Annotated in this window: 12 protein-coding genes; 11 read left to right on the top strand and 1 reads right to left on the bottom strand. The window is 27.9% G+C overall.

Translation table 11 applies throughout. The annotated features are described in order from the left end of the window. Positions 1–10: 10 nt before the first annotated feature. The 5 genes from BN1711_RS00805 to BN1711_RS00785 are packed head-to-tail and all read left to right on the top strand — an operon-like array spanning position 11 to position 6,730. Positions 11–1,015, top strand: a complete 1,005-nt coding sequence (locus tag BN1711_RS00805) for a YybS family protein (RefSeq protein WP_050606312.1) — start codon at positions 11–13, stop codon at positions 1,013–1,015. Next, positions 1,016–2,995 carry a DHH family phosphoesterase gene (locus BN1711_RS00800; protein WP_050606311.1) on the top strand — a complete coding sequence of 660 codons (1,980 nt, stop codon included), beginning with the start codon at positions 1,016–1,018 and terminating at the stop codon, positions 2,993–2,995. Continuing rightward, complete coding sequence (gene rplI, locus BN1711_RS00795) at positions 2,995–3,438, top strand: 50S ribosomal protein L9 (RefSeq protein WP_050606310.1); 444 nt, start codon at positions 2,995–2,997, stop codon at positions 3,436–3,438. Before BN1711_RS00800 ends, rplI begins: the two co-directional genes overlap by 1 nt. Positions 3,439–3,448: 10 nt before the next feature. Continuing rightward, positions 3,449–5,365, top strand: coding sequence for a Lon family ATP-dependent protease (gene lonC, locus BN1711_RS00790; protein ID WP_050606309.1), 1,917 nt, complete (start codon positions 3,449–3,451; stop codon positions 5,363–5,365). Between the two features lie 30 nt (positions 5,366–5,395). Beyond that, complete coding sequence (locus BN1711_RS00785) at positions 5,396–6,730, top strand: replicative DNA helicase (RefSeq protein ID WP_050606308.1); 1,335 nt, start codon at positions 5,396–5,398, stop codon at positions 6,728–6,730. A gap of 48 nt (positions 6,731–6,778) precedes the next feature. Here the strand turns inward: BN1711_RS00785 and hsp18 are convergent, their stop codons facing one another. Further along, complete coding sequence (gene hsp18 / locus BN1711_RS00780) at positions 6,779–7,228, bottom strand: heat shock protein Hsp18 (protein WP_050606307.1); 450 nt, start codon at positions 7,226–7,228, stop codon at positions 6,779–6,781. Between the two features lie 282 nt (positions 7,229–7,510). Here hsp18 and BN1711_RS00775 point away from each other — a divergent pair, with 282 nt between their 5' ends. The 6 genes from BN1711_RS00775 (at position 7,511) to BN1711_RS00750 (ending at position 13,668) form a co-directional block, all read left to right on the top strand. Next, entirely contained in the window at positions 7,511–9,232 is a 1,722-nt protein-coding gene (locus BN1711_RS00775; protein ID WP_050606306.1) for a phospho-sugar mutase, read from the top strand. 86 nt (positions 9,233–9,318) lie between these two features. Continuing rightward, entirely contained in the window at positions 9,319–9,534 is a 216-nt protein-coding gene (locus BN1711_RS00770) for a DUF3006 domain-containing protein (protein ID WP_050606305.1), read from the top strand. A gap of 110 nt (positions 9,535–9,644) precedes the next feature. Next, positions 9,645–11,030: an NAD(P)/FAD-dependent oxidoreductase gene (locus BN1711_RS00765; protein ID WP_050606304.1), complete on the top strand. Its 1,386-nt coding sequence runs from the start codon at positions 9,645–9,647 to the stop codon at positions 11,028–11,030. A gap of 183 nt (positions 11,031–11,213) precedes the next feature. Continuing rightward, a complete protein-coding gene (locus tag BN1711_RS00760) occupies positions 11,214–12,500 on the top strand; it encodes an adenylosuccinate synthase (RefSeq protein WP_050606303.1) in 1,287 nt (428 codons plus the stop codon). A 100-nt stretch (positions 12,501–12,600) separates the two neighbouring features. Then, complete coding sequence (locus BN1711_RS00755; protein ID WP_050606302.1) at positions 12,601–12,786, top strand: DUF1858 domain-containing protein; 186 nt, start codon at positions 12,601–12,603, stop codon at positions 12,784–12,786. A 132-nt stretch (positions 12,787–12,918) separates the two neighbouring features. Further along, positions 12,919–13,668 (top strand): acyl-[acyl-carrier-protein] thioesterase, encoded by a 750-nt coding sequence (locus BN1711_RS00750; protein ID WP_050606301.1) that lies wholly within the window; start codon positions 12,919–12,921, stop codon positions 13,666–13,668. Position 13,669: the final 1 nt, after the last annotated feature.

The raw sequence follows: 13,669 nt of genomic DNA, 5'->3' as shown, positions 1-13,669 counted from the left end.
GGAGGAAAATATGTATAATAGACAGGGAAAAACAAAGTCATTAGTGGAGGCAGGACTTACAGTTGCTTTAATGGTAGTATTGGTATTAGCTAATTTATATATACCGGTATTTGGGACAATAGTAAGCTTTATATTACCAATACCCATAACTGTTTTATATTTAAGACAAGACTGTAAAAATACTATATTATCTATAGTTTGTACTGGTGTAATAGTAAGTTTGTTGAATAATCCATTAATAGGAATAAGTACAACTATATCTTTTGGCATTATGGGAATTGTATTAGGATACTGTATAAAAAAAGATAAGAGTTTTTTAACAACAATAATATATTTGGCAATAGGATTTTTAATATCTACTATAATAAAATTTTCAATGTATTTTTTATTTGTAGATAGAAGAGGTATAATCGCTTTTATAAATGATTATATAAAAGTTTTAAACGAAACTATGGATATGTATAAACAAATTTATACAAAGGCAGGAGTACCTCAGGAAAAAATACAATATCTCGAGAAAAGTATGGCAATTTTTAAACCTGAATATATAGTTAAGTTTATACCTGGAGTTTTAATAGTAGCTTCATTTATATCTGGCTTTTTAAACTATATAATAACAAAGGCAATATTAAATAAGTTAGGATATAAAAATATAAAATCTCCAATACCATTTTCAAAAATATATATTAATGTTAGATTAGCTGCGATATTGTCAATAATATTGTTAATAGGAATATTACTTAATAGAAAAAATTTATCTATAGGAGATTATTTAATGGTCTCATCTCAAATAATTTTACAAATCCTATTTATTATAGATGGGTTATCTGTAGCAATCTATTATTTAAGAAATAAATTTAATATATCTAAAGGTCTTTTATTTGTAATAATATTATTTACTATGTTTTCAAATTTAAGTATCATATATATTTTTATAGGATTATTAGATATAGTAATGGATTTTAGAAAATTAGATCCCTACAGATTAAATAATAATAAAAATGGGGGACTATAAATGGATAATAAATATAAGAAATTTATTAATAGCAATAAGATACATATGCTAATAATAGCTTTGCTTATAGTTATTCTATTTCTATACAATCATATTAAAGTTGGTGTAATATCTATATTTTTATATTTAGTATTAGTATTATATAATTTAAAAACTATGAAATATAAAGAACAGCAATTTAGCGAGTTCATAGAAGAATTCTCCTTTAAAATGGATACAATCTTTAAAGGAGCTTTTACGAATATTCCTTTTCCCATGATAATTGTATCCAATACTGGTCAGATAATTTGGTATAATAAGGAGTTATCTAATATATTAGGAGAGGAAGTAATAGTTGGTCATATAAATGAAAAATTAAAGGGGTTTAATTTTAAGCAATCTATAGAAGGCAAAAAAAATGTTTTTGAGAAAATTAAATTTAAAAATAGATATTACAATATTTATACTAATGCTATATCGGATACTCATATAGACGACCAAATACTAATTTTATATTTTTATGATATTACAGATATATTGAATATAATGAATAACATAGAGGCAAAAAAAGAAGGAATTGTATTAATAGAAGTAGACAATTTTGATGATGTCATAACAGGATTAGATAATGATAAAAAGCCATTGCTTATTGCAGATATAGAAAGAAATATAAATAGTTTTGCTAAAGATATGAATGCAATGATAAAAAAATATGAACCCAATAAATATATATTATCATCACAAAATAAATATATACAAAAGCAAATGGAAAAAAAGTTTGATATATTAGATAAAATAAGGGATATAGATACAGGAAATAGAATATCTGCTACTTTAAGTATTGGTATAGGTAAAGATGCAGAAACCCCTATAGAAAATTATAATTATGCTGTGACAGCTAAAGAACTAGCTTTAGGTAGAGGTGGAGATCAAACTGTTGTAAAAGATAAAGAAAAGCTTTATTTCTATGGAGGAAAAACTAAGGAAGTAGAAAAAAGGACAAAAGTAAGAGCAAGAGTTATAGCCCATGCTTTAGTAAATTTAATCAATGAAAGTAGCAGGGTTTTTATAATGGGTCATATAAATGCTGATATAGATTGTGTAGGTTCAGCAGTAGGACTTCATAATATTATATTACAATTAAATAGAGAATGTAATATAATATTAAATAACATTAATAATAGCACTAAGTTTTTATTAGATAAAATAAAAAAAGAAGATGGTTATGAAAAAACTTTTATAGATAGTAAAAAGGCTAAAGAATTTGTAGACAAAAATAGTTTACTTATTATAGTTGATGCTCATAATAAAAGCCATGTTCAAGATATAAACTTAGTAGAAGAATTTAATAATATAGTTATAATAGACCATCATAGGCGAGCTACAGATTATATAGATAATGCTATCTTAAGCTATATAGAGCCGTATGCGTCATCTACTTCCGAGTTAGTATCGGAAATGATTCAATATATGGTTGAGAAACCTAATATATCGCCTATTATAGCAGAGGCATTATTAGCAGGAATATATGTAGATACCAAGAATTTTTATTTTAAGACAGGTGCTAGAACATTTGAGGCAGCTTCTTTCTTGAAAAAGCTAGGAGCAGATACTATCGATGTTAAAAAGATATTTTCAAGCGATTTAGATACTTATATAAAAAAGTTAGAAATAATAAAATCAGCTGAAATTAAAAATGAAATTGCTATAGCCATATGTCCACCTGATATTCAGGATAATGTACTAGCAGCTCAAGTAGCAGATGAACTTTTAAATATTACAGGTGTTCAAGCTTCTTTTGTTTTTGTAGAAATAAAGAATGAAATATTTATAAGTGGAAGGTCTCTTGGTAAATTAAATGTTCAATTAATATTAGAAATGTTAGGTGGGGGAGGTCATATGACTATGGCAGGAGCTAAAATGCAATCTATTAGATTACAAGATGCTATTAATAAACTTAAAAATGCCATAGGCAAATATTTACAGGAAGGTGAAGAATAATGAAGGTTATATTATTAAAAGATGTAAAGTCATTAGGTAAGAAGGGGGACTTAGTTAATGCTTCAGATGGATATGCAAGAAACTATTTAATACCTAAGAATATAGCGGAGGAAGCTACTGATTCCAACGTACATATATTAAACAATAAAAAAGAAGCTGAAAGAAGAAAAAAATTAAAAGAATTAGAAGAAGCACAAAAACTAGCTAATTCTTTAATGGGTAAAGAACTAAAATTTAAAGTTAAAACTGGTGAAAATGGAAGGCTTTTTGGATCAATAACATCAAAGGATTTATCAGATAAACTAAAACAACAATATAAAGTGAATATAGATAAGAAAAAAATAGTTTGTGAAACAATAAGGCAATTAGGAAATTATGATGCAGAATTAAAGGTTTATCCTGAGGTTTCAACTAAAATTAAAGTTGTAATTGAGGAGGAATAGGAGGAACATTGTGAAGTCTAAAATGTTAGATGAATTAGAACAAGAAGTGATTAACAATTTAGAGCAAGATACCGTAGAGAATATATCTTTAGATGTTCAAGTGGATATATTGTTTGAAATATTAAAAAAACTATTAAAAGATTCTATAATAAGGTCTAGAATAGTTAAATTTAAACTACAAAAATATATAGATAGTGATGATATATGTGAAAGACTTTATGCTATAAACAGGATAGCTAGTAATGGTGAAGGCGTCCAAATAATTCCTACAGAAAATAATGCTACACAAGTGTTAAAAGAGACTAGTGATTTGATTGTAGATATGTTAGCTAGAAGATACGTGGAAAATAATATTGAAAAAGAAGTAGAAAAGTTTTTAATAGATAAACAAGAAAAATATATAGAAGAAATCAAATTAAGTGTTATAAAAAAACAAAAGGGGTCTGAAAATACTAAGACATTAAATAAATATGAGGAATTAGAAAAATTAGATTCAAAGAAATTAAATAATGATATACAATATTTGCTAAGACCAAATTCTTTTTCTCAAATTATAGGCCAAGAGAGGGCTATAAAATCTCTTCTATCTAAGATATCATCACCATATCCACAACATATTATATTGTATGGGCCACCAGGGGTTGGTAAAACTTCTGCAGCTAGATTAGCTTTAGAAGAAGTTAAAAAATTAAAGTATACTCCTTTTGAGGATGAGGCTAAGTTTATAGAGGTAGATGGAGCAACTTTAAGATGGGATCCAAGAGAGATAACAAATCCGTTATTAGGATCTGTACATGATCCTATATATCAAGGATCAAAAAGAGATTTAGCAGAAACAGGGATACCTGAGCCTAAAGTAGGACTTGTAACAAAAGCTCATGGAGGAGTTTTATTTATAGATGAAATTGGAGAGTTAGATGATATGCTCCAAAATAAGCTTTTAAAGGTGCTAGAGGATAAAAGAGTAGAGTTTTCATCTTCTTATTATGATCCAGATGATGAGAATATTCCTAAGTATATAAAATATTTGTTTGAAAAAGGTGCACCAGCAGATTTTGTACTTATAGGAGCTACTACTAGGGAACCTTCAGAAATAAATCCAGCTTTAAGATCAAGATGTACAGAAGTATTTTTTGAACCATTGTCCTCCAAGGATATTGAAAATATAGTAGAAAATGCTGCTGAAAAATTAAATGTAGAACTTGAAGATGAAGTTCCAAACATTATAAGTAGATATACTATAGAAGGTAGAAAAGCAGTAAATATACTATCAGATGTATATGGTTATGCTTTATATAACGCAAAAGGCGAAAATAAAGATAATTTAAAGATAAGCACTAAGGATTTACAGGAAATTATATCTATAAATAGATTATCACCTTATGATACCCTAAAAGATAAAGAAGAATTACAAGTTGGACATATATATGGACTAGGAGTTAGTGGTTATATAGGTTCTACTATAGAAATAGAATCAGTTGTATTTAAATCAAGAGATAAAGGAAAAGGAACCATAAGATTTAATGAAACAGCTGGTAGTATGGCTAAAGATTCAGTGTTTAATGCGGCTTCTGTAATAAGAAAGATAACTAATAAAGATATATACGATTATGATATACATGTTAATGTAATTGGAGGCGGTAAGATAGATGGACCATCTGCAGGTACTGCTATAACCATGTGTATAATTAGTTCTTTATTAAACAAGCCTCTTAAACAAGATATAGCTATAACAGGTGAAATATCTCTTAAGGGAAATGTAAAACCAGTAGGAGGCATATTTGAAAAAATATATGGTGCTAGAAGAAAAGGTATAAAAACTGTTATAATACCTAAGGACAATTTAAAAGATGCGCCAGTGGATTTAAAAGATATAGAAATAATTGCGGTAGACAATATAGAAGAACTTAATAATATTGTATTTTAGTTTAAGAATGTTTTAAGGAGAGATGTTTTAATGGATGCACCTATAAAAAGTATGCCACAAAGTATTGATGCCGAACAAAATGTATTAGGTTCTATGATTATAGATAAAACTTCCATAGCAGATGCTGTGGAAGTTTTAAACACTGGAGATTTCTATAAAGATGCTCATAAAATTATTTTTGATGCTATAGTGGATTTATATCAAAAGGATGTAGCTGTAGATACTTTAACTCTTACAGAAAATCTTAGATCAAAAGAAAAATTAGAAGCAGCAGGCGGAATCACTTACATAACAGAATTATGTAGTTCAATAATTTCTACAGCTAATATAGAATCTTATATAAAAATAATAAAAGATAAATCTATATTAAGAAATCTTATAAAATCTTCTATGCAAATAATAGATGATTGCTATAGTAAGCAAGATAACGTAGAGAACGTTATAGATTCTGCAGAAAAGAAAGTGTTTGATATATCTAATAGAAATACTACCTCTGACTTTGAACCATTAAGCAATGTACTGGAAAGAGGATTTATACAAATAGAAAATTTATTTAAAAATAAAGGAGAAACAACGGGGGTGCCTTCTGGTTTTAGAGAATTAGATGCTAAAACTTCTGGATTTCAAAAATCTGATATGGTATTAATAGCAGCAAGACCTTCCATGGGAAAAACAACTTTTGCTTTAAATATAGCGGAGTATGCAGCACTTAGGGAAGGAAAAAGTGTAGCAATATTTTCTTTAGAAATGTCTAAAGAACAACTTTCCTATAAAATGCTCTGTTCTCAAGCAAATATAGATATGTTAAGACTTAGAACAGGAAATTTGGAAGATAAAGATTGGGAGAATATTGCTAGGGTTTCTGGGCCTTTGGCATCTGCTAAAATATTTATAGATGATACACCAGGTATATCTGTAATGGAAATGAGATCAAAGTGTAGAAGGTTAAAAATAGAGCATGGAATAGATATGATTGTAATAGATTATCTTCAGCTTATGTCAGGTAGTCGTGGATCTGAGAGTAGACAACAAGAAGTATCAGAAATATCAAGGTCTATTAAAGCATTAGCTAAAGAAATGAGTTGCCCTATTATAGCACTATCTCAGTTATCTCGTGCTCCAGAGGCAAGATCAGATCATAGGCCTATGCTATCTGATTTAAGAGAATCAGGCTCTATCGAGCAGGATGCAGATTTGGTTATGTTTTTATATAGAGATGAATATTATGATAAAGAAACAGAGGATAAAAATATAGCGGAATGTATTATAGCTAAGCAGAGAAATGGCCCTACAGGTACAGTGAAGCTTGCATGGATTGGTCAATACAGCAAATTTGGAAATTTAGATATAGTACATCAGGAATAAAAAAAATCTGGAGTTTAAAAATTCCAGATTTTTTTATTAACAAATTATTTATTGAATTTCTATTCTTTTAATATTAGAATTATTTTTTTCAAGTTTAGGTAAGTTTAGTTTTAAAACCCCATTGTTAAATTTAGCAGTTATATTAGTATCATCTACGTTGTGTATATAAAAGGTTCTTTTAAATTCTCCATATCTTCTTTCACGTTTTACATAATTTTGATTATTATTTTCAATAGAATCTTCTCGTTTAGCAGATATAGTTAAATAATTATTATTAAACTCTATATTTATGTCTTCTTTATTTATTCCAGGCAAATCACCCTCTATTAAATAAGAATCTTCTGTTTCTTTAAGATCTACTCTAAAATTAGTTTCAATGCTATTAGCATTTAATAATGAAAATAAATCATCATTAAAAATTTCGCTTAAAAATTCATCAAAAGCGTCATTTTTTCTTATTAATTTATTACTTCTTCTAAAAGGAACTATATCAAACATTTAAGTGACCTCCTTTATATATAATTTATTTATATAATAACATTAAGGTCAAAGAAAGTCAAGGTCAGTAATTAAATTTATTTATCAAGTTCCATTATTAATATTAAATATATTATATTTATAAATAAGTATAGGTATTGTTGAAATATCGTGAATACTATTTACAATAATACAAAAAATAATATTAATTTTTATTTATAATAGGATTAAGAAGGATTTATAAATAAAATATTGAAATTAATAATTAATATACTAATTGTTATATGGGAGAGGAGATAAGGAATGAACTATAGAAAAATATATGAAGAATGGTTAAGTAGTGCTTTCATTGATGAGGAAACTAAAAAAGAGCTTAAAAGTATAGAAAATGATGATAAAGAAATAGAAGATAGATTTTATAAAGAATTAGAATTTGGTACTGCTGGACTTAGGGGAAAGATAGGTGCAGGAGCAAATAGAATGAATGTATATAACATAGCGAAAGTAACACAAGGACTTTCTAATTACATAAAGGAAAAGGGGGAACAATACGTTAAAAGAGGAGTGGCTATAGCCTTTGATTGTAGACATTTTTCAAAAGAATTTGCTAAAACTGCAGCATTAGTTTTAAATGCTAATGGAATAAAAACTTATTTATTTGAAGATTTAAGGCCAACTCCAGAATTATCTTTTACTGTAAGAAGATTAAACACAGCAGCAGGAATAGTTGTAACTGCAAGTCATAACCCTAAAGAATATAACGGTTACAAAGTATATTGGGAGGATGGAGCACAAGTATTATCTCATATTGCTAATGGAATTACGGAAGAGATATTAAAGATACATAGTTTTAGTGAAGTAAAAAGTATTGAAGAAAATGAAGCCAAAAATTTAGGACTTTTAAAAATAATAGGAAAAGAATTAGATGATGAATATATAGAAAAAGTAAAAGGTTTAAGTATAAGAGATAATATAGACAAGGATATAAAAATAGTATATACACCTTTAAATGGAACAGGTAATATTCCCGTAAGGAGAGTTTTAAAAGAAAGAGGATTTAAAAATATAATAGTAGTACCGGAACAAGAAAACCCAGATCCAGATTTTAAAACAGTGGGATATCCAAATCCGGAAGATACTAGAGCTTTTAAATATGCAGAAAAGCTAGGTAAGAATGTAGGAGCAGAACTTTTAATAGCTACGGATCCAGATTGTGACAGATTAGCAATTGAAGTAAAAGATAAAAATGGAGATTATGTAGCTTTTAATGGAAATCAAACAGGAGCTATACTTATAAATTATATAGTAAGTAGTATGAAGGAAAAAGGAATATTACCTGAAGGATCTGCTATTGTTAAGTCTATTGTTACAGGGGACTTAGGAAAAGTTATAGCAAAAGACTATGGAGTAGAAACTTATGAAGCTCTTACAGGATTTAAAAATATATGCGGCAGAATTCCAGAACTTAAGGAAAAGAAAAAAGAATTTATATTTGGATATGAAGAAAGTATAGGATATGTAAGAGGTACATTTGTAAGAGATAAGGATGGAGTAAGTTCATCAATGCTTTTATGTGAAGCAGCTGCCTATTATAAGTCAAAGGGGAAAACTCTTTTAGACATACTAAATGAAATTTATAAAAAGTACGGATACTATAGAGAAAAACAAATATCTTTAATATTAGAGGGTATAGAAGGTAAAAATAGAATAAATAGAATGATGGAAGTTTATAGGGGAGATTTTCCAAGGGAAATTAAATCTTCTAAATTACAAAAGTATATAGACTTTGAAAGTAGAATAGAATACGATTTAAAAGATAATATGAAAAAGCCATGTCAAATTCCAAGATCTAACGTTCTAAAATTTTTCCTTGATGATGGAAGTTGGTATGCAGTTAGACCTTCAGGTACAGAACCAAAAATAAAGATATATATTTATACAAAGGGTAGTAATTTAAAGGAATCAGAAGAAAAAATAAAAGCAATTGAAGAGATTGTATTAGATAAGCTTAATTCAGTAAAATAATTCATTAAAAAAGAAATCTATAAAATTATAGATTTCTTTTTTGTAAATATGAAGAATAAAATTAATATGTAAGGAGTGTAATATTAATGAAGGGAATAATCGATAGATTTGAAGAGGAATTTGCTGTAGTAGAATTAGAAAGTGGAGAAACTATGAATATACCAATTAATAAAATGCCAAAGGGTATAAGGGAAGGAGTTGTAATAAACATATTTGGTAGAAGAATAAGTATAGATGAAAGTGAAACTAAAAAATTATCTAAGGATATAGATAAATTTATAGAAGATATGTGGGATGAATAAATAGTATACAATTTTGAAATACGAACTATATTAAGAATAATAACATAAATATTCGTAAAAACTATTGAAAACCTTATTTTATTTTGGTAATATAAAAAGGGAGGTGCTTTATGAATAATTATGATGTAATTATAGTAGGATCAGGTGCTAGTGGCATATTTGCAGCTTATGAAATTATTAGAATAAATCCGAATATTAATGTATTAATGATAGAAAAAGGACATAGATTAGAAAAAAGAAAATGTCCTATTAATGGTAAGGATATAAAGACATGTATTCACTGTAAAGTATGTAATATAATGAATGGTTATGGTGGAGCGGGAAGCTTATCTGACGGAAAGTACAATATAACTAATAATTTTGGTGGAGAATTATATAAATATGTAGGATCAGAAAAATCATTAGAACTTATGAATTATGTAGATGAGGTTTTATGCAAAATGGGTGGATCAGATGCTAAACTATATTCTACAGCTAATTCAAACTTAAAAAGGAAAGCCCTTCAGAGTGATTTACATTTATTAGATGCTAAGGTTAGACATTTAGGTACAGATAGAAATTTAAGTATACTAGGAAATATATATGATGTATTAAAAGATAAATTAAATATGAAATTTGATTGTGAAGTTTTAGATGTTAAGAAGAACGATAATGAATTTAGGGTATATACAAGTAATGGGGATTTTATAGGTGAGGATTTAATTTTAGCAACAGGTAGATCCGGATCTAAGTGGATTTCAAATGTGTGCAAAGATTTAGGAATAAAAACAGAAAGTAATAGAGTAGATATAGGTGTGAGGGTAGAGCTGCCAGCAGATATATTTTCACATATAACTGACGAGGTTTATGAAAGTAAGCTCGTATATAGAACAAAAAAGTATGGAGACTTAGTTAGAACATTTTGTATGAATCCTTATGGAGAAGTGGTAAGTGAAAATACTAATGGTATAGTAACGGTAAATGGTCATAGCTATTCTAGCGAGGATCTCCATACAGAAAATACAAATTTTGCTTTGTTAGTTTCTAATACATTCACAGAACCGTTTAAGGATAGTAATGAATATGGGGAATCTATAGCTAAATTAAGTAATATGTTGGGCGGGGGAGTATTAGTCCAAAGATTTGGGGATTTAGTAAAAGGTAGAAGAACTAATGAACATAGAATGTCTAAAAGTTTTACTAGGCCTACATTAAAGGCAACACCTGGAGATTTAAGTTTAGTTATTCCTAAGAGACAATTAGATGGAATAATAGAAATGATATATGCATTAGATAAAATAGCACCAGGTACTGCGAATGAAGATACTTTATTATATGGAGTTGAAGTTAAATTCTACAATTCAAATGTAGAAGTAGATAGTAATTTAGAAACAAATGTAAAAGGACTTTATGTTTTAGGAGATAGTTCGGGAGTAACTCATTCTTTATCTCAAGCATCAGCTAGTGGAGTATATGTAGGAAGATTATTGGGGGATAAATATAAATATAAAAACTAATAATAAAAGTATTGTAGTTTAATCTACAATACTTTTATTAAATTTTGCGAACGATATTAAAAAAATATATGGATATATTCGTATATTTTATTGATATTTTATTGTTCATTTGTTAATATAATAAATGTGCAAAAAATATTAATTAAGTATAATAAGTTTCTTAAGTGAAAGTGAGGAAAATATATGTCAGCATTTATAGTTTTAGGCGCTCAATGGGGCGATGAGGGAAAAGGAAAAATGACTGATTATTTGGCGGAAAAGGCAAACGTAGTAGTAAGATTTCAAGGTGGAAATAATGCAGGTCATACTGTAGTAGTAGGAGAAAAGGAATATAAGTTACATTTAATACCATCGGGTATACTTTATGAAGATAAGTTAAATGTAATAGGTAATGGTGTAGTTTTAGACCCGAAGGCTTTATTTGAAGAAATAAACTATTTAGAAGGCTTAGGTGTTAATATAACTCCTAATAACTTAATAATAAGTGATAGAGCTCAACTTATAATGCCTTATCATAAAGTACTAGATGGCATTAAGGAAAAAGCTAGAGGTAAGAGGGATATAGGTACTACAGGAAAAGGAATAGGTCCATGTTATACAGATAAAATGGAAAGAAGCGGTATAAGAGTATGTGATCTTATGCATGAAGATGTATTTAAAGAAAATTTAAAAGAAACTTTGGATATAAAAAATAAAATAATTACAGAAGTTTTTGGTGGAGAAGCATTAGATTTTGATAAAATATGTGAAGAGTACTTAGAATATGCTAAAAAAATGAAGCCTTTCGTTAAGGATATTTCTGTTATAGTAAATAAAAAAATAAAAGAAAATAAAGAGGTATTATTTGAAGGCGCTCAGGGTACACTACTTGATATAGATTATGGAACATATCCATATGTAACTTCTTCTAGTACTATAGCCGGGGGAGTTTGCATTGGAGCTGGTGTTGGCCCTACTGCTATCAATAGCGCAGTAGGAATTGCTAAAGCCTATACTACAAGAGTAGGTAAAGGACCATTCCCTACTGAATTATTTAATAATACTGGAAGTTGGATAAGAGAAAAGGGCCATGAATTTGGAGTAACTACTGGAAGAGCAAGAAGATGTGGATGGCTTGATTTAGTTATATTAAAAACTTCAGCTAGAATATCAGGACTTACGAGCTTTGCTGTAACAAAAATAGATACACTAGCAGGTCTTGAAAAAATAAAAATATGTGTAGGATATAAATTAAATGGAGAAATTATTGATTATGTTCCAGCAAGTCTTGAAGATTTAGCTAAGTGTGAACCTATATATGAAGAATTTGATGGTTGGGATGATGATATAGCTAATGCTAGAAGTTATAATGAACTTCCAGAAAATGCAAAAATATATTTAAGAAGAATAGAAGAGTTTACAGAAACAAAGGTTTCTATAGTATCTGTAGGACCAAAAAGAGATCAAACTATGATGGTAACAGACATATAGTTTAGTGAATATTTAAACTTTCCATATAACATCTTTTAAAACAACCGATTTGTTGATATAATAATATAAATAAATCTAAGAAAAAAGTGAGGTATAAGTTATGAAGATCACTAAAGATATGACTATAGGGGAAATAGTTAGAAATTTCGAAGGCGCAGCAGAAATATTAATGAGCTTTGGAATGGGATGCGTAGGTTGTCCTTCAGCACAAGCTGAAACTTTAGAAGAAGCAGCTATAGTTCATGGAATGGATATTAACGCATTATTAGAAGCATTAAACAAATAATTATAAATAAAAATCCCATGCATTTTACATGGGATTTTTATTTATAAACTTTAAAAAGGTTATTTTAATTTACTTTAGTTGTTGCTATGATATAACTATAAAATAATAAATTTTTAAATGGGGGAGATATATATGGATAGAGTAGTAACAGATAAAAAGTTTGATGTAAACTATCATGAAATAGATTATAAAAAAAGGGCATTGATTACTAGCATTATGAATTATTTCGAAGACGTTTCTATGGAGCAATCTGAAAAATTTGGTGTAGGGTTTGAGTATTTAAAAGATAAAGGAGTAGCCTGGGTATTATATAAATGGCATATAAAAGTAAAGAGATATCCAATATTTGGGGAAAAAATAGTATCTAGGACTATACCATTGTCATCTAGAAAATTTTATGCATATAGAAAATTTGAAATAATAGATTCTGAAGGTAATGTAATAATAGAAGGTGATTCAGTATGGCTTTTAATAGATACAAATAAAGGTAGGCCTATAAAAGTAACAAAAGACATGTTAGATGCGTATAAACTGGATGAGATAAAAAAGGAACCATTTAAAATACCTAAAATTAAGTTGCCAGAAGAGTTTTCTTATAGAAAAGAATTTGATGTAAGATATAGTGATATAGATACTAACTTACATGTTAATAACATAAAATATGTAGCTTGGATTATAGAAACTATACCTTTGGATATAGTTTTAAATTATAATTTATATGAGCTTAGTATATCTTATGAAAAGGAAGTTAAGTACGGTACTAGAGTTAATATATATACTGAATTAATTGAAGAAAATGAAAATAATATAGTTTGGGTACATAAAATAGAAAATGAAGAAGGAAAAAAATCTGCAGTAGCTAAAACTTATTGGCACAAATAAT

The sequence above is a fragment of the Clostridium niameyense genome (genome assembly GCF_001243045.1).
Lineage (GTDB): Bacteria > Bacillota > Clostridia > Clostridiales > Clostridiaceae > Clostridium_F > Clostridium_F niameyense.
This window is presented reverse-complemented; position numbering and strand designations above follow the sequence as displayed.